Origin of the sequence: Vibrio sp. 10N.222.55.C6 (genome assembly GCF_041473395.1) — a bacterium.
Classification (GTDB): Bacteria; Pseudomonadota; Gammaproteobacteria; order Enterobacterales; family Vibrionaceae; genus Vibrio; species Vibrio crassostreae_C.
In genome coordinates, this window is the sequence record NZ_JBFRSD010000034.1 from 73,186 (window position 1) to 94,539 (window position 21,354).

A 21,354-nucleotide genomic window follows, 5' to 3' on the forward strand; every position below is an offset into this window, starting at 1 on the left:
CAACGAGCGATCTCTTTATATGCTCAAGACCTAGATAAAACCTGGTAAGCAGCGCGTAAAGCTCATTAACTCACATAACAAAAAGCCTAAGCATCAATATGATACTTAGGCTTAAAGGCATAGTTTTTGTTCTTTAGGAAAGCGTTACGCTGAAAGCTCTTTACGAACGATCTCTGCGCCAGCACTGAGCGCATTAAGCTTCGCTGAGGCTATCTCGCGAGGTAGGGGAGCCATGCCGCAGTTGGTGCAAGGGTAGAGCTTGTCGGCATCAACGTACTTAAGTGTTTCACGTAGAGTGCTAGCCACTTCTTCCGGTGTTTCAATCGAATCGGTTGCAACATCAATCGCACCGACCATTACTTTCTTGCCTCGTACGAGCTCAAGCAGCTCAAGAGGTACATGAGAGTTGTGACACTCTAAAGAGATAATGTCGATATTCGATTGCTGCAGCTTAGGGAAGACTTCTTCGTATTGGCGCCACTCGGTGCCTAATGTCTTTTTCCAATCCGTATTTGCTTTAATGCCGTAGCCATAACAAATATGGACTGCTGTTTCGCACTTAAGCCCTTCAATGGCTCTTTCCAAACAAGCGATGCCCCAATTGTTCACTTCATCAAAAAACACGTTAAACGCAGGTTCATCGAACTGAATAATATCCACGCCTGCCGCTTCAAGTTCTTTGGCTTCTTCGTTGAGGATCTTTGCAAATTCCCACGCCAGTTTTTCACGGCTTTGGTAATGCGCATCGTAAAGTGTATCAATCATGGTCATAGGCCCCGGCAGAGCCCATTTGATCGGTTGGTCGGTTTGCTGACGTAAGAACTTCGCATCTTCAACAAACACAGATTTCTGACGAGAAACTGGGCCTACAACCGTCGGTACACTCGCATCGTAACGGTCGCGGATTTTAACGGTTTCACGCTTTTCAAAATCAACGCCATTCAGGTGTTCAATGAAGGTCGTTACAAAGTGTTGACGTGTTTGTTCGCCGTCACTCACAATATCAATGCCTGCTTGCTGTTGCTCGTGCAGAGAGACACGCAGCGCATCTTGTTTGCCGTCTGTGAGTTCATCGCCTTGAAGTTTCCATGGCGACCAAAGCGTCTCTGGTTGTGCAAGCCAAGACGGTTTCGGCAAGCTGCCCGCTGTTGAAGTCGGTAATAGTGTTTTCATAATAATATTGCCTATCCTTGGGTGGTTTGAGAGCGCAATAGACGATTAAAGTGCGTAATTTGCCGACCAGTTCTCTAGAACTGATTGGTATGGCTTAATGAACTTCTCTTCTGCGAATTTACCTTGTTCAACAGCTAGCTGGCTTCGTTCTTCACGGTCGTACACGATTTGAGTCAGCGAGTGATCCAAGTTTTTCAAGTTTGGTTGGTAACAGTTACCCGCAACCGCGTTCGCGTTGTAAATCTCAGGTCGGTAGATTTTCTGGAACGTACCCATGGTACTGATGGTGCTGATAAGCTCTAGGTTAGAGTAATCGTTCAGCAGATCACCAAAGAAATAGAAGGCCAAAGGTGCAACACTGTTAGGCGGCATGAAATAACGAACCTGTAAGCCCATCTTTTTGAAATATTGTTCAGTTAAAGAAGACTCATTCGGTTGGTATTCAAAACCTAATACTGGGTGTTGGTTTTCAGTGCGGTAATAGGTTTTATTATCTGACACGCTTAAGCAAATAACAGGTCGTTTATTAAAGTTCTTTTTGTAAGCGTCAGAGTTAACGAAATATTTAAAAAGCTTACCGTGTAAGTCACCAAAATCTTCTGGAATGCTGAATTTATCTTGGCCTTTATTATGATCCAATAGACGTACGCTAAAGTCATAATCTCGAACATAAGAAGAGAAGTTATTTCCGATAATGCCTTCAATACGCTCGTTAGTTTTTCGGTCTACAATATTGGTTTTCAGCACTTCAATTGAAGGGAATGCTTCGCCGTTGCTTTCAATGTCCATATCAACAGAAATGATTTCAAGTTCAACAGAGTAACGGTCGCCCTTAGGGTTGTCCCAGTGTGCTAACGCGTTGAAACTGTTATCGATCATTTGTAGTGCATTACGTAAGTTCGCTTGGCGGCTGTCGCCTCTAGCCAGGTTAGCAAAGTTGGTTGTGATACGCGTGCTGTCTGCAGGCTGGTAGTTTTCGTCGAGGCTAATGCTCTTAATCGTAAAATTAAATTCTTTATTCATGCTGATTTGGTATCCCAATTTGTTTTCTGATTCTCTCGGGCTTTAGTATTAAAACGGCTTTTATTTTTTGCTTGTGACCGGATTAAGAATCGAAGGCTATGCTGTCTGAAATTAATGCTTAGTAGAATTAATGTCGTATAAAGTTAATCGCTTAAGGTTTTTATACGTTGATAGGTTGACCATTAACAATGGTATTACTTCACATTGAACATGAGGAATATTCATGATCTATTCTGTTTGAATATTTAAGCCGGTGTCAGTTATATTAATTAGCTTGATGGAAATATAACCACATTATTAGTGTGTTATTTAAGACAATTAATTTAATTAAGAGATGGATGAAATGAGTGAATTGCTGTTGTTGATTTTCTACTGTGCGTTACTGGGCAGTGGTGTTGGGTTTCTAGCCGGTTTGTTAGGTATTGGCGGAGGGCTGATCATTGTTCCTGTGTTAAGCAGCATTTTACTTCACTTAGAGATTCTACCTGCGGATCAAGTGGTTGTTGCGGCCATCGCTACTTCGTTGGCATCGATACTGTTCACCTCAACTTCTTCTGCACTTGCTCACCACAAGAATGGAAACGTGCCTTGGGATCTGGCGCCTTGGATCATGCTCGGTGTTGCTCTAGGTGCACTGGTTAGTGGCTTTATGGCGGCTCTGTTGCCGGAAAAAGTCGTTCGTATTGTGTTCGCCGTGAGTGTGGTTCTTATTGCGATCAAGATGTTCTTAAGCAGTAAAAATGATGCACCTAAGGAACGAAAACTGCCAAACAAGGGCGTGCTAACGGTGCTGACAACCATTACGGGTGGCTTGTCTGCCATGATAGGCATTGGTGGTGGTGCATTGCTGGTTCCGCTATTAACGTTCTTCTCTGTCGGTATGAAAAAGGCCATCGGTTGTGCCTCGGCTTGTGGCATTGTGATCGCGTTGTTTGGCTCGATAGGTTACATCAGTTCAGGCAGCAGCCACTTTGCTCTATCAGATGGCTTTGCTGGCTTTGTTTATCTGCCTGCGCTGTTGGGTATTGTGTGCACGTCTTGGTTTACGGCTCCGTTAGGCGCAAAAGCCACCAACCATTTACCGGTTCCAACGATTAAGAAAATCTTCTCAGTACTGCTGGTGGTTATCGCAGCAAGCATGGTTGCTCGTTAATAAAAGATCGTTCAAGTGTGAATATACAGAACAAAAACGAATAAATTGATCAACCACCAATAATTAGAAAAGGGCAGTTTCATAACTGCTCTTTTTTTGTTTATCGGTCTATGCTTATACAACTATGTACATGAGTATATTGATAAAACCGTTTAGTTATGAACAGTTCACCGCTATAGCTAAATGTATTTTGTTTGATTCAACGGAATGCTATCAATGAGTGATTTATGGATCCTTTAACGCAGGGCGTGTTAGGCGTTTCTTTGTCACAATCTGTCAGCAAAAAACAACATTTGGTTGTTGCTGGGGTATTAGGGCTGCTCTCCGGGTTAGCACCAGATTTGGATGCACTGATTAAGTCTCAAAGTGACCCTTTGTTGGCTTTGGAATTTCATCGACAATTTACCCATTCACTCTTCTTTATTCCCATTGGCAGTTTGATCTGCGCTTTGGTTCTGCATCACCTGATTGCAAAAAAACGTGGGCTTTCTTTCAAACAAAGTTGGCTGTTTTGTGCTCTGGGCTATGGTACTCATGCACTGTTAGACGCTTGTACCACCTATGGCACGCAGTTACTTTGGCCTTTCACCAACGCGCGTTTTTCTTGGAATACCATATCAATCATCGATCCTGTTTATACGCTTCCCATTCTAGTGTTGCTTGTGTTTGCGACGTTAAAACGAGCGCCTTGGCTAGCGCGTGTTGCGTTTACTTGGGCGCTAATTTATCCAACATTAGGGATGATTCAGCGAGACAGGGCAGAGGCGATTGGGTGGCAATTAGCGCAAGAAAGGCAACACACACCGATTCGATTAGAGGCAAAACCAAGCTTTGCGAATATCTTGGTTTGGAAAGTGGTGTACGAAACAGAGGCTCATTACCATGTAGACGCAGTGCGGGTTGGCACATCGGTAAGCACGTATCCCGGAGAGTCGATTGCGAAGCTGAATGTTAGCAGGGATTTACCTTGGCTTGACCCGGACTCTCAACAAGCCAAAGACATAGAACGTTTCCGCTGGTTTTCAAATGGTTATATCGCTCAGGACCCAACAGACGAGCTGCGTATTATCGATGTCCGATATTCAATTGTACCAAATCAAATGAAAGCACTATGGAGCATCAAGCTATCAAAAGCAGTTGATGCAAACGCGCATGTAAAATACGAAACTCATAGAGACAACACGCCAGAATCGAGACAGACCTTTTTCGATATGCTTACTGGCGATAAATGAGCTAGTTTTAAACTGATCTGCACCGTCAATACTGGATGCTACGTTAAGCGACTTTCCATACGTTTAGTTATCTCTGAATTGTTAATTTAGGGGAAGCTATAGCTCATTTATGCCCCATTGTGTGTTCACTTCGATGAGTGAACTACATCGGCAATCTATTTTTACAATACATAAACTAATGGTTAGGAAAAGGCCCGACACATTTTCTTTCTTCACTCTAGGTAGTCAGCATATTTAGATAGTATGGACAATAGGATAGAGTCAGACCATACTCCAGTCAAAAAGCTCATCGAAGCGATTCAAGATCTTTAAAGGTTACGGAGACTGAATAAGAGTCAATTTGATTGTTGGTTACTCTGTGACCGGGGGGAGGTGAGAGTGCACGAGGGGTCAGCGTTTTTGAATGAACTCTTCAATACCTTTACAGTTGAAGTATAAAATGAGGCGGCCAAATAGCCGTCCCAGACACACCATCTGACTTGTTTATCCACTCATTCCTTTAAGCCAAAAATTAATTCAATTTCATCATCAAGTCTTCTGCCCGTTGGTATAAAACCAAGCTTTTGATAAATAGAGAGCGCATTGCCTTTTTCTTTATCCATCGTGGTCAGGGAGACGCCTTTTAAACCGGTAATGGAAGCGTATTTCTTACTGAAGTTAATCGCTTGACTCCCCAATCCTTTTCCTTGGAAACGATGGTCAATCATGACGCGCCATACATATAAATGCTCCTTTTGAAAGTGTTCATCGTGTGTGTCCAGTATTCTAGGGTCAATCAGAGAGATTAGCCCCGCAGGTTTATTGTTTAAGTAAATACCATAGTTGATACTATCGTCGTTAAAACTGGCTTCTGCAAGCCACTCTGCGTTGTTAGCAATGAGTTGTTTTTGAGACTCTTCCACTGAGAGATCAATAATGTCATTGATAATGGTATTGTTTATTTTTAAAAAGCTAATTTTATTCATGCTTATTTACCTTGGGTAGGTGTTTCATTAAAAGTAACTGGCCAATGTAAGGATCTTGATAAGCTAATCTTGAGTTATCAAAATGGTAATGTCGCTTTTGCTCCTGTCTTTTAACATAGACTCTTCAAGTATCTTATAGATCTCTTTATCTGGCGCATATTAGAACGCGCCAATTTTTTTAATTAAGGTATATGTATGTCTTAATTAAAAACGATGATGGAAGTTATTGTTTCCTTTTTGCCTGCCCCCATGACAGAAATATTAGTTTCAAGCGTTGCCCACGATGATTCAAAAATAGGGTACGTATAGTATTTTTACAATAGTGCCGTCACAAAACCCAAAACAAACTCCCTGATAGAATGCTGACGAGTGTGATTAAAGATAACTTTAATGTGTTCTCAGCCAGCTACATTTTGTATATCACTTATCAGCTAAAATGGTGGCCAATATCTTATCGCCTTTGCATTCAACACTGACGTTCATTCCATTGACGAGTGCTCTCTCATTAGGCGCACTTGCTCTCATATCGAGTCCACTTGTTTAAATTTGGACAACTAGTTCGGTAAGCGTTAAAGAAAGAGTGCTGGTTACCCTGAAGTTTTAGTGTAGGCCACATCTTGATGTTATCGAAGATGGCCAATCGCAATGCAAAAATAGACACAGCCCTGGAATATTGAAGCTAATGTTATCGAAAGCTTTTCTGCACTATTTTTTTAGTTTGCGTAATTGGTGTAGCCAAACTTAACACCAATGATACGAACCGCCATATAAGTTTTAACTCATACCATTTGACGTATTATTGCGGAATCTTTTGTCTATGACAGTATGACTTTGTAAGTAAAATCATTACATAATGAAAGCGTATTTATTAAGTTGCCAGTTCAAACCTTGATGTATTGTTTTCATAAAGTTCAACGTTAATGTCGGTTTTATCTAATAGTCATAAGATGTTGCTCCTAATGAATTGATAGCAGCGTAGCTTCTTACGTCTAAAGCGGGACTGTATTGGATAAACCTGTGATAAAAATACAACGATTCACAAAAATGCTGTGCTTGGCCGACATATCACTCAGATTGACATCACTCATGGAAGTTGATTAAACGACTTTATATACTTGTAGTAATTCATTGTTTACTAAATTAGTAAAATCACTGACACGCTTTTGTCCATTTCCTTCCAACTACAATCGTGATGACCAAATTAAAAAGGAGGTCATCATGGTAGTTTTCAACAAAACGAAACGAAGTGGCGTCAAAAAGCCTTTTCGGCTTGAGGAAATTTGGCGGATCAGAACCAGATTAGAAATTGAAAATAATTTGATGCAGCTTGCGTTGCTCAACTTAGCTATTGATAGCAAACTTAGAGCAAGTGATTTGCTCGTTCTCAGAGTTTGCGATGTATCTTCGCAAGATAGGATATTTAACCGCGTTAAGCATATCCAGCGCAAAACAGATATTGAAGTTCAATTTGAGATAACGACAAGAACTCAACAGAGTCTAATGAAATGGATTTTGATGGCTTCGCTACATGACAGCAATTTTATTTTCCCAAGCCAAAGGCGAAAGCAACAACCGATTAGCTATTCGTACTATCGATACTTAGTGAGGAGATGGGCTTCTAATCTGGGGTTGGATCCTAACTTGTATGGCACTCACTCGATGAGGCGAACAAAAGCGACGTTAGTCTACGCAAAAACGAAAAATATCCGAGCGGTGCAGCTACTACTTGGTCATACCAAGGTAGATAATACAATCCGCTATCTTGGGGTTGAATTAGAAGATGCATTGTTGCTTTCAGAAGGTACTGAGTGTTAATCGAAAAGGAACCTAAATACTTAGGTGTTTCAATTGCTATTACGCTGAAAGTTGTTACCCATTCACCGCTACACTTGATTATTTTCAATACATTAAGTGCAAATACTACTAATCTGTCCAAGGTTTAGATGGCCTTAAACAGATTAGGTATACACAAGCTTAAATTAAACGTTGGAACGCGCGTTTTTCTTCTTTGATTTATAGGCTTTCATTGAAATTCTTAAAGCAAGCTGTTTTTGTTTAATTGAAATGAGTTGTCTAGTTACGACCTTATGGTGTAACTCTGTGATAAAGTTTTTTTCCCAAGGCGTAAGGCGGTCAAACCTCAATAAAATAGTGTCATTGAGTACATTGAACAACTCGTATTGGCTTTTATCCATTCGACTGCTAAGCATTCAATTAGAGCACTTAGCTAGAGAAATGACGTTAAGGCTTTCTACTTTCTCATTTTTTCCTAAGGTAATGATTCGATAAGAGATCCCACTCTCTAATAGTGGTCTTATTTCGATGTTGTCACAAAAACTAACGGCGACTTTTTCTACTAATCGGTCCATATTCAAAGTTTTCTTTTTTACGAAAACAAGAGTGACACTATCGCCCTCTGACTGTGCATTTACGAGTGTGATTGAGCCTAACTCTTGTGGAAGTTGGCTTGAAATAACTGTCGCTCTATAATCGGCAAGTCCATTAGATTTTATTGGGCTTATCTGACAACCGTTAAGCATGACACTGACGAAGAGAATTACAGTTGTTCGTAGCATTATGCGCTCCTTCTTCCTTTCTTCTCCCTTTAGGTGCCTTAAAATATTTATGGATATAACGTGAAGACATAGAAGATAAGAGCGCACTGTAATCTAAACTGAATGTGACTTTTTCCCCTACAAGTAGTGGTTTCTGTGAGGATTCAAGGACAAGGTGATCGCTAGTTGAAGACATGATCTTAATCCCATTCGGAGACTTAAGCCCGCCGACACAAACATCTTGGCGGCCTAATGCCAGAATAGCTTGCGATACCTCCCCTCTATCTTGAAGGTTTTCTTTTTCACCAAAAGCATTTAACCCCCGACTTCCCCAAGGCAAAGTCGGTTTAATTTTGGATTCAATCACTTCAGCGGTCAAAGAAACCGCATCCGTATGTAAGCCTTTGATATTTTCGTGCTCTAAAGGCTCACAGCCTAAAAAAATGGCTTCTCCTATACGAAGGTTATTGACTCGAGTTAAGCCTGTTCTCTGAAGAGCCCAGTTAACTGAAGCAGAATTACCCCCTGAAATAATTTCTAGACTGATCCCAAATGTAGCTTCAATTCCATCGGCAAGATCAGAAAGAATACTCATATTTTGATCATCTGGAGCGACACCATACCGACAGGCTAAATTCGTACCAATTCCTTTTATCGTGATGTTCGGTAAAGAAATAACTTCTCGGATAAAATCAATAATATGATGGGGCATCACACCTTCTCTGAGATCGCCAAGCTCAACCATAATAATAATATCGTGACGGCAATTTTGTTGTTCCGCTGCATGTGAAAGCCTCTTAATCACTTCAACTTCAGAGTTTAAACTCATATCACTGTATTTTATTACGCTCGCTACTTGACTTAGCATGGGTGTACGTATGAGCATTTTAGGGATAGCAATGCCAGATTCAGTCATCTTTTGAAGATTTTCGATTCTTGAATCGGCTAACATTGTTGCGCCAGCATCAATAAGAACTTGTGCGATGATAGGGTGGCCGAGGAAGGCTTTTGTTACAGGCGTAACGGATATATTTTTCAGTGAGAGCTGAGTAATCAGGAATTGAGCGTTATGGTGAACTTTCCCACAATCGATGTCTAACCTAGGGTAGTTCACCCTTTTTCGGCCAGTTTACTTTCTATTATAGGGAAAGCTGACGTTACGATGTGCAACAGATGTTCGACAGGTTGTGACAAGACATCAGTAACAGGTAGACCAAATTCGGCAGTGTAACTGTCTATCACACTGCGTGTTTCATCCAACGACATATCTTCATGATTCAGTGTTAGTCCAATAACATTGGTATTAGAAAACGTTTCGATAAGATTGATTTCTGAGGCAATCGAAGGCATTGGGCAATCAGGAAAATCACTACGATATAAACGTTTAGGGGCATGTTGCAGTATCACACCCGTTGGACAGCTGCCACGTAAGATAAAAGCGCTGGTTGAAAACGCAGGGTGACTCAAGGCTCCTTGCCCTTCAATAATAATCAGATCCGGGTTTTCTTTTTCATAGGCCTGTACAATGACAGATTCCAACTCACCGGCACAAAATTGTGAAGGAACAGCATCGAGTGCAACGCAGTATTGTGCGCCTTGCATAATGCCTGTTTGACCGGTGGCAATCAGAACGACGTTAAGGCCTTTTTTAGTCAGTTCATTCGTTAATATTGTTGCTGTTGTTCGTTTTCCTAGCGCGCAATCCGTCCCCATGACAGCAATTCTCGGACATTTAACGTTGTGTATTTTCCCGATAAACGTTTTCAGATCGCCTTTATTTTTGGGTTTGCGAGTATCGAATATTCGAACGTTATTCTTTAAGCTGGCTTCTAAAAATAGAGGATCATCGGTTAGGAATTCATGTAAGCCATTTACGATGTTCATTCCTAGTGACATGGCATTTAAAATTATGCTTTTATCTAAGTCAGATAAAAAGCCACTTGATGGCGCAATGCCAAAAATGAAGTAATCAGGAATGCTTTCTGCGTGAATGATAGCTTCTTCAGCATTAGCAAGGATAGGTATTCCATTGGCTTTGTTATCAAGAACTTCACCAGCATCTAAGCCAGCAGACTCACTATCAATAACCGATAGAATACGATAGCTTAACGAATGTCTCACTAACCCATTAGCGGTTTTACCATCAATTTTACCAAAATTACCTTCGCAATATATAATCGCAGAAGGGATGACAGGTTTTACTTTCTGAGCAAGTGGTAACCAAGGTGCGAAATGGGGTACATCGTTGTTGATTTCTACATTTTCAATTCTAGTGAGTTTGAAGATGTTTCTTAACTTTTGGGTTGAAATGGACATAATTAAAGCCTGCGGTGAGGCTTAGGAGGGCAACTAAGGAGTGCCGAGATGTGAGTTCGGAAAAGAAAAGAAGTCCCCACTAAGCGGTAGGGATAACAACCAAGGTAACACACTCACCAGACTTTTGTTGATTATTATTAATACGCTTTCTAAGTCTATCACTTTCAGGCTTCACCCATACTAACGTGATTGATTAGAGATCTAAGACTCATTGTTCAACGTCGCCGTATCAACCTCTCAGCTTTAAGGTTTCAAGATACTTTTTCTAATATTAGTTAAGTGAATTAGAGTTTTGAGTTTAACGCGTTTTTGTCCAATTTCGTGCTAGTAGGTACCAGAATCTTCCGTGATTGTTAAGTTCGATGAAGGGATAAAACCTTCAAATCAATCTAAGTATGTTTTGAAAATGTGATTAAAAAGGCTGAATCAATAAACTGATCAGCCTCTATCAATTTTTTCCATTCAAGGTAACGGCTTCTTAGGTGGTCTTTGAAGTATTGCGCATTCAAGGTTTCACCGGTTGCGCCTTTCACCAAATCATCAGTAGTAAGCAGGCTGCCTTTGCTCCAAATGTTCGATTCTAACCAATTGAAGATAGGGGATAGGTCACCGCTTTCAATCACTGAGTTCACATCCACTGTTTTCTTCATTGAAGCCATGAACTGAGCCGCGTACATCGCACCTAATGTGTAAGGTGGGAAGTAACCGAATGCGCCGTCCGTCCAGTGGAGAATGTGACCTGCATTTTAAGGTAGTTGCGGCTGTCCAAATTCTTGCTAACGGGGCGACTTAACTCACAAAGTACGAAAAGTGGGGGCAGAGTACAGTTCTTGACTCAAACGAATTCGCTAGTTTTTGCTCTGTAAATCGCACTGAAAGAGTCACACACATACAAGGTAGTATGAGCATAGCCTTGAACAAGCCCAAAATCCTCGCTGAGAGCGTTTGAGGCGGTCTGAGGGTTGTTTTTGGTAGCTAATTTACCCATTTACCATAATAAGAATGATGAACTCCGACTTTAATTGCATGAAACGAGAGCTATCTATTTAGTTTCACTGCTGCGACAATCTTAATTTCTTACTAAACTGGAATTAGTATTGAACTAATAAAAAAGGAATAGTTATGCGAATTGTTTTTTTTGTTTTTGCTCTTTTTTTTTCTTCCCTTTCATTTGGAGGTTTTAAACCAATTCACGATAAAGCCTTAGAAGAAAAAGCACTCGATGCATTAGAAGTTCACTTAGTAGCTGAAGGTTTGATAAGAGATGATGCTGAGCTAGCTCTCGCGTATGAGGAGGGAGGGAAGAGTATTTTTTTCTTTCGAGTAAGAGAGCATGAAGGTGGGGATGAGTTATATAGGGTTTTTTGCTCAAAGGCTAGGTGCCGTTTTAGTTATAACTGACAATTGAAGTTGTAGTGGTCTAATGATCCCTGACAATCACGTAAGCGACTTTTTCTATCCTTTTAATAATTCATGCTTTGCTTAATTGGCAATCTTGCTAAAACGGAAATGTCCAGAGGCTTCATAAGCCTGAAGTTTTACTCGTGGCGCTTTTCTTGCAAAGTGCCTGCTAGCTCAGAACTGCCCCATTCGGTGTTAGTACTTTTACTCATTCACATCCTGTTCATGGGCTTTTGCCCTACTAAAAGTTATCTATTCTTAAATTGCTGTTAGTTGTGAACCCTCGTGATGTATCTCGGGGTAAATTCGACATGTCTATCAACGATCTGGCACTTTTATTTTGTGGATGAATGTCAACTCCGCATGGAGCTGTAACAGTAAGTACATCGTGCATGCACGGGAGTATCTATTTTAAATTTTCAGGCTTGAACTCATTCGTTTGACGCGTTCTTAAGCAACATAACGATAAAAAAGTGCTAGATTACATATGGTTACTCCACTGCTTTATTTTAAATAAAAGAGGTTTTCTATATGTCGATTGATTATGAGTATATTCAAAAGTTTCTAGTAGCCGCAGAAGACTGTGTGCCTGATTTCAAGCTTAATTATCCTGAGTTTTCTGAGTTCTTTGACCCTACATCTCAAGATAAGTTAAAAACTCTTCTTTTTTATTTAGAGTTGTTAAATGACTTAAATCTTATCGAACCACTGTCTGGGCCAAAGAATTTGGGTGTTCAGCGTTTTGGAGAAACATATAAACCTCATTATGTACCCATTCGTTTAACGGCCCAGGGACATCAGTTTTCAGCAGACTTAAAGAAGACTGGTATGGTTGACAAATTTAAAGAAACTCTAGTAGAGCAAGGCCCACTAGCTGCCGTTAAGCTAGTCACTTCACTTTGCTCGAAGTTAATTGATAAAAAGGCTTCAGATTTAGAATTGATATAGTTAAGAGCGAGCGACTTGTTAAAATTGCATGTATACGATGTATCTGCTCTGAGGCTCTCAGATCAGACAGGTTGCTGAAGAATGCTGCACAGGCTTTTCGTTGGGACTGAAAAGCCTAGATCCTCGTGAAATGTATAATTGTCCAGTATGTGGTTTATTGAACGCAACAGTACTTAATGCACACCCTTGCAACAAAGCTTCAAGAAACCAGTGAGTTAAAGTCTGTATAGCAGAAAACGGTAGATTTTAAATTATGGTATAAATTCATTTCATTTGAATTTAATGGGAGTTTTAGGTGGAAATACAATCAAAACATAATGATGATGCAATTCAGTTGCTTGAGCGTCGATTGCAGGATGACATGATAGCTTTTAGTGAGGAGTATTCATGCTTTACAAAGGAAATTGTTGATATGTATATCTACGCTCGTGATTTTCTAAGAATGAACTTAGGGGATGAAGTCCTGCGCGGATATGCCGATTCAGTTTTCTATTCATGCGTTCGGTTTGTTCGAAGTCTTTACTTAGATGAAAGCGCAAGAAAGATTCAATTTTCAGATCAAAAGTACCCCCAAACTTTGTTCCCTGATGAGCAGTACAACGCTGCAAAGAGGAACTATGAATTACTAATAGAAAAATACGAAGAGTTTACGGGCTAATACTTTCTAATCGTATTATTTAACGTTACGTCACTTAATGCGCACAACAATAATCAGTCCTTCGATCTAGCGCGAGTTCACTGCTCGCGCTAGCTACCCACAACTTGATTTGCAATACCTGTAGTTATTGATGGTTTGCTAAATTAGCAAAAGCACTAGCTAATAAGTGTCCAGAACCTTCACAGATGGCACTTCGTAACTCAGAAGTGCCCCTTTTCTAGTTAGAACCAAAGCTACCCTTCAGCCATAATTGTGACTTTTGACTTACAATACTTGTACTATGCTTTTTTCAGCTTGGTTCTACTTACACAGCAAGCTCTGCAATTAGAAACCTTCAATGTAGTTGGGCGTTTTATCTACAGATAACGACTTCTCAAATGGTCTTTGAAGTATTGCGTATTCAAGGTTTCGCCCGTTGCACCTTTCACCAAGTCATCAGTGGTCAGCAGGCTGCCTTTGCTCCAAATATTTGATTCTAACCAAGTGAAGATAGGGGATAGGTCACCGCTTTCAATCACAGAGTTTATATCTACCGTTTTCTTCATTGAAGCCATGAACTGCGCCGCGTACATCGCACCTAATGTGTACGATGGGAAGTAACCAAATGCGCCGTCTGTCCAGTGGATGTCTTGCATACAGCCGTTAGTGAAGTTGCCTTGAGTGCTTAAACCAAGGTAAGACTGCATCTTGGTATTCCATAACTCTGGCACGTCAGTGTGTTTGATCTTGCCGTTGATCAAGTCACGCTCAATCTCGTAACGCAGGATAACGTGCGCAGGGTAGGTCAGTTCATCGGCATCAACACGGATGAAGTCTTTCTTCACGCGCGTGTAGATCTTCTGGAAGTTTTCTTTCTCAAATTCTGAGCCTGAGAATTGCTGACCAGCCAAGTTCGCTAAGTGTCCAATGAACGGGTCGCTGCGGCCGACTTGCATCTCGAAGAATAAAGATTGAGATTCATGAATGCCCATAGAACGAGCTTCCCCCGCTGGTTGTCCTGCTAGGTGTTTTGGTAAGCCTTGTTCGTAACGTGCGTGGCCTGTTTCATGCACAATACCCATTAAGCTTTGAACGAATTCCGCTTCGTCATAGCGTGTTGTGATACGCACGTCTGAAGGCACGCCGCCACAGAATGGGTGAACACTTTCATCCAATCGGCCGTGTTCAAAATCGAACTGAAGCAGCTTCATGACTTCTAAACCCAGTGCTTTCTGTTTCTCGGTCGAATAGATACCTGATGGTGCGTTAAATTGCTCGCTCGATTGTTTTTCGATCACTTCATCAATTAAACCTGGAAGCCAAGTTTTAACGTCTGCAAATAGGGTATCAAGTGAAGTAGAGCTGGTGCCCGGTTCATAAATATCCAGCATCGCATCATAAGGCGTTAGATTGGCTGCGTCTGCGCGAATCTGCGCTTCTTCACGAGAAAGCTCAACCACTTCACGCCAGTTCTTTTCGAATCCAACCCAGTCGTTGTTACCGCGTTGGCTACGCCACGCATGTTCACATTTTGAACCCGATAGAGATTTCGCTTCAACCAGTTTTTCTGGAAGTAGGTTTGCTTGTTGCCACTGGCGTTTTATTTCACGAAGTGACGATTGTTGCTCAGTGTTCAGCGCTTCATTTTCAGCGTCTGCAATCCAATCCCCAAGCTGTGGTTGAGTCATTAAGCCGTGAATATGAACAGAAAGCTCGGCCATCGCTTCACTACGAGCTTGGTTACCACCTGCTGGCATCATTGAAGCTTGGTCCCAACCACAAATAGAAGCTAGGTGTTGAAAGCGTGAACATTTTTGAGAGTGTTCGACTAGTTTTTTGAATGCGCTCATTTGACTACTCTTAATTTGGTTTCTTTAAATGATCCTTAGGGCTGCGTCAGCGTTAAGGTTCATCTCGTGTACTTTGATTATGGCTTTGCTTTTTAATGACGCCGACCTTCGCAGTCGAAGATATAGCGAGAAAAGCATGAGGCGGTACGATGCCTTGAATTTACTATTTCTTAACAAATCAAACTGTTCTATTGTGCACAAAATCAGTGAGTTGTATAGCTGGTGGCAATTGTTGCTTGCGAATTGTTCAGATACACGGTATTGATGATAGATCGCTGAACAAAAATGACAATGATATGGATATTTTGAACTTTGAGGCATTTCTAATTGCCATCACTATTTTAACGCTAACGCCGGGCTTAGATACGGCTTTGGTGATTCGCAATACTAGCCGCTCTGGCTTAGCTGACGGTTGTATGACGAGCTTTGGTATTTGTAGCGGCTTGTATGTACACGCGTTTTTCTCTGCTGTGGGTATATCTGCAATCCTCGCCCAATCCGCTGAACTCTTTCAAGCCGTTAAGATGGTAGGTGCGGTTTACCTCATCTGGCTTGGCTTAAGCAGTTTGCGAGCGTTGATGAAAAACGGTGGCGGTTTGAAGGTCGGAGAACAAGCTCAGCAGGCTTACAGTGCAAAGCGTTCTTTGCGTGAAGGCTTTCTGTCTAACGTTCTTAACCCAAAAACAGCAGTTTTCTATCTGGCCTTTTTACCTCAATTTGTAAACCCTGAAGGTTCGCCTTTATTGCAATCTATGTTGATGGCTTCGGTACACTTTATGATTGCGATGGTATGGCAATGTGGTTTGGCTGGCGCGCTTAACTCGGCTAAAAATTTGCTCAAAAACGCGAGTTTTATGAAGTGGATGGAAGGCGTGACGGGCATGGTGCTGGTTGGGCTGGGTGTTAAGCTTCTGATGGAAGAGCCTGTGTAGTTCACCGTTTTCAGTTGAACATGAATATATGAAAGCCCACGATGTGTCGTGGGCTTTGTGCTTTATTACTGGTAGATCTTTGTACCGATCTTATTCTACAGCGCAGTTATTCAACGACGCTAATGTTCATCTCAGCACCTTTGAAACCTAAGTCACTCAACTCATCGGCGTTAAAGTTGGTGGTAACTTCGATGTCGCCAATGCGCTCAGTAGATTCGTTGACGGAATCAGTACTTCTTTTGCTGCGTAGATTGTTAGTAATTGGTGTTGCTTGTCCAATTTCGATAGTACCTGCAAATTGAGATTCAGCGTAGAAATCTCCAGACACGTAAGAGTGGAAGGGGCGTAAGCTTCCGCCAGTCGCGTATTGCATGCTTGATAAGCCAGCTTCTTTAATCGCCCAGCCCCAATCCCACCATTTAGTTTCACCTGGGATGTAACGGTGATCCCATTGGTAGCGAATGTCGGCAGATTCACTGCTGCCACGGCCCATGGTGAAGGTATGAGCCTTGTACGGGCGGTTATCTGGATGAGAGTGCCACGCGTTGCCACCCCAACGAAGGAAGCCGTTGAATTCAACATCGTAGCTAATATCGGCGTTGAATCGGTACGGGTAAGAGATGCTTGAACGATACAGCTCAACTCGAATCGGTAGCTCCGAATTCGCAGGAACCATAGGACGAGCTTGAAGTGTTACTTGTTCGCTAGTGGAGTTGCCATTTGTTTCAGCGAAGCTTTGGTTAGCCTCGAACTTAACGGTGAGCTTAGTTTCGCCAACCAAAGGCCACTTGAAGGTGTTCTCTGTTTGAACGCTCTGTGAGAATCCGTAGCTGTTCGTTTTCGACCAGTTTGTTGATTCGTCTACTTTTAGGTCTACCACCACTTGTTGCGCGATGTTGCTGTTGTTTCTTGCCGTCGCGTAAACCGTTTTCACTAGTTCACGATCCGACTCGACAACATCACCATGCCAAAAGTTGTCGTCGTTAACGGTGTAGGCAAAATTGTCGACGGTGATTTTGGTTTTTTCATCACAGCGATAGCCGCTACAAGAGCCATTGTTATTTCCTTGTATTACCCAACTGTTGCCAGAGCGCTTTATCGTCATGTCTTCGCCCACGTACTGACTGTTATTACCGCCAACCCAAGCGTAACCTAGGTTGTGGGCTAAGTAGCTTAATGGGCGTACAAAGTCGTTACGGTTGTTCACTAATTCATACTGAACATCGATTTCGCTGCCTTCCTGAACCGATTTGGCGGAATAGTTAGGGATTTCAGATTGGTCGTTGTTTGGGTAACAGAACGTTGACCCACTGCTTGATTGCTTAATTTCGCCATGATAACCCGGCCCCATGATTACCCAGTTTCCTTTTAACCCGGTGATCTGCCAAGTGCCCATGCGAGCGACCAAAGTACTCTTCTGCTCTTCTGCTTCATAACGGTCTATAGGACGATAACCAGAGCGACAGACATCTTCACCAAGTTGGTCAAACACTATTTGGTCTGGGTAAATCTTCGCATTTACACCGGTTGATAGAACAGACAACACTGCGGTTGCTAAGAGACTTCTGTTTACTGTGATCATTAACAATTCCCTCATTTGTAATTTTTCTATTTTGATAATGTTTTGTGTGCCGTGCAGTTAACAAGACAAGTTCACTTTTTCATGTTGATAAATAGATAGATACTGAAAAGGGTTGAATTAAATTACCCAGTTAATTCAATGGCTTGTATTGTCATTAGTGTTTTTACGGTGAAAGAGTATGCAACTGAACGTAAATTGTTTGATGGGGCTCAAACCGTTTTTAGAAAAATGAAGGCCCATTATTCGGGCTTAGACGTCAAAATTATTTGACGTTATTTTTGGCGTTTGTATGAATGGTTAATTAGAAGAAAAGGTATAACCATTCACAATACTCGTAGTTTTAAGGTGGGCAGGTAGTGAGTGACAAAGAGTAAAAATCTAACTTGAATATTTTGCTTTGCTATCGGTTTTAAAATGCAAACACTTAAAGTAAGGAAGACTGTAATAATTGTATTACTAATAAAATAATGAAAATAACCATCCGTTTTTTATGTGTAATATCGGAAAAGCTTGCTACTTGATAATAGGGCACTTTTTGCTAGTGGTTAAACTATCTCTAATTATCGTTTGGCCAGAAGTTGCGTTCGGCCTGTATTACACGTTTTAATGATGGCAAATAAATCATTCGAACTTAAGATATCAATCTTTACCGTTAATGGGTCATTGTTGATTAACAGGTAAGGCGCCAATCGGCTGTCATTCATTGTTTTATTTATTTTTTGCACAGAGACTAAGTCAATGGTGCCAGAAATAGAAAAGAAAAGTGATTGAGAAGGACGGGCTGTTCCTCTGAATCGCAGAACAAGTGGGTCGGGCATGTTGTCGTCTTGAACGGACATCAGGTGCAGCACCTTGTTGTTACTTATTTTCGTTAATCCGTCGGTACGTAATACATTGTCATTCACTATCAGGTCCACCACGCTATGTTGGTAGCGATGCTCTTCTTTTGGTTGGGGCGAAGGGATACTCCATATGCCAACCAATAAAACGAATGCAGAAATGAGCGCAACGATTGGCATCATAATTGACCTCTTTCTAGGAATAGGGCCAGTTCGGTACTGGCTTGATCTAGTTGGGTTGGCGTGTAAAAGATGTTGACGGACTGGCGTGTGGCTTTGTTCAGAATAGAGAGCTCAGAATATTCCGCTTCTTCGCTAATGTACGCCACGCAATCACATTGATACTGATAGAGAATGCTTTCTAGCTCTGGCGTCATCGCCATTTCAGGGGCTTGGAAAACTTGTATTTGACCTATCCATTGCTCGCTGAGCCGGTTAACGGGGTTGATATCGCTGAGGTTTCTCTCATTAACCTTAGCAAAAGCCAATAACGCTGATGCCAACAGTAAGCAGCCAGTGGTGAAGTAGCACAACTTGTTTCGGTTTTCAGCAGTGGGAAAGTAAGCCGACGAACTTTGTTTAGGGTTAGGCTTAGGTTCGACTGCAACAGCTGCACCGATAGCAATACCGTTATTGCCGACGGGTATCAGGTTGCTCGCATCAGCAAGGGGAGTTGTGGCTGCATTATTGATGGGGGAGTCGATTACCACGCACTCATCGATAAGGCGATAGCCCACCTTAGGAACGGTGACGATTGGGGTTTCTTTGATGCCTAATCTAACGAACCCTTGGCGCAGTAAACTTATACTTTTCGCTAGTGACGTATCCCCTATGAACTCGTTTCCCCAAGCGAAGCTAATAATATCTTGTTTGTTAACAATATCGGGTGAGTTTTTATGTAATAACTCCAGGACCCGAGTTTCACGGTATCCTACTTTAATAGAACGTTCATCGTTATAAATACGGTTTTTAATCGGGTCGAATCTGATCATATAGCCAACGTTTTATTTTTATTATAATTCTCTCTACAATGTAGATGACTATAAACTGACTAATATATGAATTAAAGTCACATGTTTTATTCTTCTGGTTTTTTGTGTCGTTGAAACGAAAATAAATTTAATATGTTTGTTACAAAACGCCTGACACCAACGCACAATCTGTTAAATATAAGTAATATCTAATTAAGTGTTGGTTTTATTAGTGTCCTTTTTAGTAGTCTACTATTCGCTTTATTAAATCGCATAGTAGTCGATTTAATATTCTTGTTATTTATAAGGGCATATGTTCTGCATAATAATTTAAGACGTTTCGCTATGTGATGAAAATAAAAAAGCCCGCAGTTGAGTGCGGGCTTGGTATTCAATCACTTCAGTTTACGCTTTAACTGCTTCACAATCATTTGAAGACGTCAACGGTTTGAAGAATAGCTTGGTTTCTTCGATAACAACGTGGCGCAGCAAGATAAGCCCGATTAGGTTCGGAATTGCCATTAGGCCGTTCACGATATCAGCCATTATCCAGATCATGTCGAGCTTTAAGAATGCACCAGAAGCCACCAACGCAATGAAGATGATCTTGTAAGGCAATACAGCTTTGGTACCTAGCAAGAACACAACACAGCGCTCACCGTAGTAGTTCCAACCTAAAATTGTTGTAAACGCAAAGAAGATTAAGCCAACAGAAACCAACATAGGGCCAAGGGTATCTGCATTCAGACCAACAGCGAATGCGTGAGTGGTCATCGCAGCGCCTGAAAGATCAGTCTGCCAAGCACCCGTTAAGATAAGCGCCAAACCTGTCATCGTACAGATGATGATGGTGTCGAAGAAGGTACCTGTCATAGAGACAAGTCCTTGTTTCACACATGAGTCTGTTTTAGCCGCTGCTGCAGCCATTGGTGCGCTACCTAGGCCAGATTCGTTCGAGAACACACCACGAGCGATACCTGATTGGATAGCAAGCATGATGCTCGCGCCAAAGAAACCACCGGTTGCTGCTGTGTTGGTAAACGCAGAAGTCACAACAAGGGTAATGGCATTCAGTAGTTGGTCGGCATTTGAAATCAGAACGCTTAAACACGCGACGACGTACATAACCGCCATAGTAGGAACAACTTTCCCTGCCACTTTAGCGATAGATTGGATACCACCAAGGGTAACCACTGCCACTAATATCGTAAGAACGACAGCAGACATCTCACGCGAAGCGCCAAATGAGATTTGAGTTGCGTCCAAGATAGCGTTGACTTGTGGGAAGGTACCGATACCGAAGCAAGCAACGCCGAGCGCGAAGACAGCGAACATTACCGCTAAGATTCGTGAGCCGACACCGTATTGCAGGTAGTACATTGGGCCGCCAACCATTTCGCCATTGCTATCGGTTCTGCGGTATTTAACGGCGAGTAGACATTCTGCGTACTTGGTCGCCATACCAAATACAGCGGCAAGCCACATCCAGAATAGGGCACCAGGGCCACCAATCTTGATTGCGGTCGCTACACCAACGATGTTACCTGTACCAATGGTTGCTGAAAGTGCAGTACACAAAGCCGCGAAACTCGATACGTCACCCGTACCAGATTTGTCTTTGCTGAACACCATTTTCAGTGCAGTTGGGAGGTGTCTAAACTGGAGTAAGCCTAAGCGAAAAGTAAAGTAGATACCTGTACCCACTAGCAGAATAAGCAGTGGTGGTCCCCAAACGAATTGGTTGATGGTTTGTAGTGTAGCTTGTAGGTGGTTCATA

At 41.8% G+C, this 21,354-nt stretch carries 19 protein-coding genes and 1 pseudogene; 7 read left to right on the top strand and 13 right to left on the bottom strand.

Translation table 11 applies throughout. The features are described from left to right. Positions 1–144 precede the first annotated feature (144 nt). Entirely contained in the window at positions 145–1,173 is a 1,029-nt protein-coding gene (locus tag AB4486_RS18310) for a methionine synthase (protein ID WP_017062410.1), read from the bottom strand. Between the two features lie 45 nt (positions 1,174–1,218). Then, complete coding sequence (locus AB4486_RS18315; protein ID WP_017064213.1) at positions 1,219–2,196, bottom strand: DUF1852 domain-containing protein; 978 nt, start codon at positions 2,194–2,196, stop codon at positions 1,219–1,221. Positions 2,197–2,539: 343 nt separating this feature from the next. Here AB4486_RS18315 and AB4486_RS18320 point away from each other — a divergent pair, with 343 nt between their 5' ends. Both AB4486_RS18320 and AB4486_RS18325 read left to right on the top strand, forming a co-directional pair. Continuing rightward, positions 2,540–3,349, top strand: coding sequence for a sulfite exporter TauE/SafE family protein (locus tag AB4486_RS18320; RefSeq protein ID WP_372118053.1), 810 nt, complete (start codon positions 2,540–2,542; stop codon positions 3,347–3,349). A 227-nt stretch (positions 3,350–3,576) separates the two neighbouring features. Then, on the top strand, positions 3,577–4,581 hold the full coding sequence (locus AB4486_RS18325) for a metal-dependent hydrolase (RefSeq protein WP_372118056.1): 1,005 nt from the start codon (positions 3,577–3,579) through the stop codon (positions 4,579–4,581). Between the two features lie 491 nt (positions 4,582–5,072). Here the strand turns inward: AB4486_RS18325 and AB4486_RS18330 are convergent, their stop codons facing one another. Then, positions 5,073–5,546 carry a GNAT family N-acetyltransferase gene (locus tag AB4486_RS18330; RefSeq protein ID WP_004734802.1) on the bottom strand — a complete coding sequence of 158 codons (474 nt, stop codon included), beginning with the start codon at positions 5,544–5,546 and terminating at the stop codon, positions 5,073–5,075. A 1,218-nt stretch (positions 5,547–6,764) separates the two neighbouring features. Between AB4486_RS18330 and AB4486_RS18335 the strand changes: the two genes are divergently transcribed. Beyond that, entirely contained in the window at positions 6,765–7,361 is a 597-nt protein-coding gene (locus AB4486_RS18335; RefSeq protein ID WP_016792302.1) for a tyrosine-type recombinase/integrase, read from the top strand. 164 nt (positions 7,362–7,525) lie between these two features. Here AB4486_RS18335 and AB4486_RS18340 read toward each other — a convergent pair whose 3' ends face one another. From AB4486_RS18340 to AB4486_RS18360, 5 genes and pseudogenes are all read right to left on the bottom strand, one after another. Beyond that, the gene (locus AB4486_RS18340) at positions 7,526–7,756 is read right to left on the bottom strand and encodes a hypothetical protein (protein WP_065584872.1); all 231 of its coding nucleotides are present in this window, start codon (positions 7,754–7,756) and stop codon (positions 7,526–7,528) included. Further along, on the bottom strand, positions 7,757–8,122 hold the full coding sequence (gene gspS2, locus AB4486_RS18345; protein WP_016788065.1) for a type II secretion system pilot lipoprotein GspS-beta: 366 nt from the start codon (positions 8,120–8,122) through the stop codon (positions 7,757–7,759). It lies immediately after the preceding gene. Then, positions 8,079–9,215: an alanine/ornithine racemase family PLP-dependent enzyme gene (locus AB4486_RS18350; protein WP_372118059.1), complete on the bottom strand. Its 1,137-nt coding sequence runs from the start codon at positions 9,213–9,215 to the stop codon at positions 8,079–8,081. Before AB4486_RS18350 ends, gspS2 begins: the two co-directional genes overlap by 44 nt. Further along, a complete protein-coding gene (locus AB4486_RS18355) occupies positions 9,212–10,417 on the bottom strand; it encodes a DUF1611 domain-containing protein (protein WP_372118060.1) in 1,206 nt (401 codons plus the stop codon). Before AB4486_RS18355 ends, AB4486_RS18350 begins: the two co-directional genes overlap by 4 nt. A gap of 464 nt (positions 10,418–10,881) precedes the next feature. Further along, positions 10,882–11,148 (bottom strand): annotated as a pseudogene (locus tag AB4486_RS18360) (carboxypeptidase M32); the annotation flags it as partial. A gap of 391 nt (positions 11,149–11,539) precedes the next feature. Here AB4486_RS18360 and AB4486_RS18365 point away from each other — a divergent pair. The 3 genes from AB4486_RS18365 (at position 11,540) to AB4486_RS18375 (ending at position 13,424) form a co-directional block, all read left to right on the top strand. Continuing rightward, positions 11,540–11,818, top strand: coding sequence for a hypothetical protein (locus AB4486_RS18365; protein WP_017063787.1), 279 nt, complete (start codon positions 11,540–11,542; stop codon positions 11,816–11,818). A 531-nt stretch (positions 11,819–12,349) separates the two neighbouring features. Next, positions 12,350–12,766: a hypothetical protein gene (locus AB4486_RS18370; protein ID WP_372118063.1), complete on the top strand. Its 417-nt coding sequence runs from the start codon at positions 12,350–12,352 to the stop codon at positions 12,764–12,766. A 295-nt stretch (positions 12,767–13,061) separates the two neighbouring features. Next, positions 13,062–13,424, top strand: a complete 363-nt coding sequence (locus AB4486_RS18375) for a hypothetical protein (protein ID WP_372118065.1) — start codon at positions 13,062–13,064, stop codon at positions 13,422–13,424. 356 nt (positions 13,425–13,780) lie between these two features. On the opposite strand, the gene AB4486_RS18380 is transcribed toward AB4486_RS18375, so the two are convergent. Next, positions 13,781–15,253: a carboxypeptidase M32 gene (locus AB4486_RS18380; RefSeq protein ID WP_372118068.1), complete on the bottom strand. Its 1,473-nt coding sequence runs from the start codon at positions 15,251–15,253 to the stop codon at positions 13,781–13,783. A gap of 296 nt (positions 15,254–15,549) precedes the next feature. Between AB4486_RS18380 and AB4486_RS18385 the strand changes: the two genes are divergently transcribed. Then, complete coding sequence (locus tag AB4486_RS18385; protein ID WP_017058961.1) at positions 15,550–16,185, top strand: LysE family translocator; 636 nt, start codon at positions 15,550–15,552, stop codon at positions 16,183–16,185. Positions 16,186–16,291: 106 nt separating this feature from the next. On the opposite strand, the gene AB4486_RS18390 is transcribed toward AB4486_RS18385, so the two are convergent. The 4 genes from AB4486_RS18390 to AB4486_RS18405 all read right to left on the bottom strand — a co-directional run bounded on the left by AB4486_RS18390 (position 16,292) and on the right by AB4486_RS18405 (position 21,353). Further along, the gene (locus AB4486_RS18390) at positions 16,292–17,767 is read right to left on the bottom strand and encodes an aerolysin family beta-barrel pore-forming toxin (protein WP_372118070.1); all 1,476 of its coding nucleotides are present in this window, start codon (positions 17,765–17,767) and stop codon (positions 16,292–16,294) included. 560 nt (positions 17,768–18,327) lie between these two features. Then, positions 18,328–18,789, bottom strand: a complete 462-nt coding sequence (locus tag AB4486_RS18395; protein ID WP_017059728.1) for a hypothetical protein — start codon at positions 18,787–18,789, stop codon at positions 18,328–18,330. Further along, entirely contained in the window at positions 18,786–19,598 is an 813-nt protein-coding gene (locus tag AB4486_RS18400) for a winged helix-turn-helix domain-containing protein (RefSeq protein WP_017066273.1), read from the bottom strand. The genes AB4486_RS18395 and AB4486_RS18400 overlap by 4 nt, the downstream gene beginning before the upstream one ends. A 384-nt stretch (positions 19,599–19,982) precedes the next feature. Then, positions 19,983–21,353: a sodium:alanine symporter family protein gene (locus AB4486_RS18405; protein WP_017059726.1), complete on the bottom strand. Its 1,371-nt coding sequence runs from the start codon at positions 21,351–21,353 to the stop codon at positions 19,983–19,985. Position 21,354: the final 1 nt, after the last annotated feature.

What these genes read in the sequence shown, in the direction of transcription:
- AB4486_RS18310 (WP_017062410.1), bottom strand. Translation starts at nt 1,173, where the DNA reads ATGAAAACACTATTACCGACTTCAACAGCGGGCAGCTTGCCGAAACCG.
- AB4486_RS18315 (WP_017064213.1), bottom strand. Translation starts at nt 2,196, where the DNA reads ATGAATAAAGAATTTAATTTTACGATTAAGAGCATTAGCCTCGACGAA.
- AB4486_RS18320 (WP_372118053.1), top strand. Translation starts at nt 2,540, where the DNA reads ATGAGTGAATTGCTGTTGTTGATTTTCTACTGTGCGTTACTGGGCAGT.
- AB4486_RS18325 (WP_372118056.1), top strand. Translation starts at nt 3,577, where the DNA reads ATGGATCCTTTAACGCAGGGCGTGTTAGGCGTTTCTTTGTCACAATCT.
- AB4486_RS18330 (WP_004734802.1), bottom strand. Translation starts at nt 5,546, where the DNA reads ATGAATAAAATTAGCTTTTTAAAAATAAACAATACCATTATCAATGAC.
- AB4486_RS18335 (WP_016792302.1), top strand. Translation starts at nt 6,765, where the DNA reads ATGGTAGTTTTCAACAAAACGAAACGAAGTGGCGTCAAAAAGCCTTTT.
- AB4486_RS18340 (WP_065584872.1), bottom strand. Translation starts at nt 7,756, where the DNA reads ATGCTTAGCAGTCGAATGGATAAAAGCCAATACGAGTTGTTCAATGTA.
- gspS2 (WP_016788065.1), bottom strand. Translation starts at nt 8,122, where the DNA reads ATGCTACGAACAACTGTAATTCTCTTCGTCAGTGTCATGCTTAACGGT.
- AB4486_RS18355 (WP_372118060.1), bottom strand. Translation starts at nt 10,417, where the DNA reads ATGTCCATTTCAACCCAAAAGTTAAGAAACATCTTCAAACTCACTAGA.
- AB4486_RS18365 (WP_017063787.1), top strand. Translation starts at nt 11,540, where the DNA reads ATGCGAATTGTTTTTTTTGTTTTTGCTCTTTTTTTTTCTTCCCTTTCA.
- AB4486_RS18370 (WP_372118063.1), top strand. Translation starts at nt 12,350, where the DNA reads ATGTCGATTGATTATGAGTATATTCAAAAGTTTCTAGTAGCCGCAGAA.
- AB4486_RS18380 (WP_372118068.1), bottom strand. Translation starts at nt 15,253, where the DNA reads ATGAGCGCATTCAAAAAACTAGTCGAACACTCTCAAAAATGTTCACGC.
- AB4486_RS18385 (WP_017058961.1), top strand. Translation starts at nt 15,550, where the DNA reads ATGGATATTTTGAACTTTGAGGCATTTCTAATTGCCATCACTATTTTA.
- AB4486_RS18390 (WP_372118070.1), bottom strand. Translation starts at nt 17,767, where the DNA reads ATGATCACAGTAAACAGAAGTCTCTTAGCAACCGCAGTGTTGTCTGTT.
- AB4486_RS18395 (WP_017059728.1), bottom strand. Translation starts at nt 18,789, where the DNA reads ATGATGCCAATCGTTGCGCTCATTTCTGCATTCGTTTTATTGGTTGGC.
- AB4486_RS18400 (WP_017066273.1), bottom strand. Translation starts at nt 19,598, where the DNA reads ATGATCAGATTCGACCCGATTAAAAACCGTATTTATAACGATGAACGT.
- AB4486_RS18405 (WP_017059726.1), bottom strand. Translation starts at nt 21,353, where the DNA reads ATGAACCACCTACAAGCTACACTACAAACCATCAACCAATTCGTTTGG.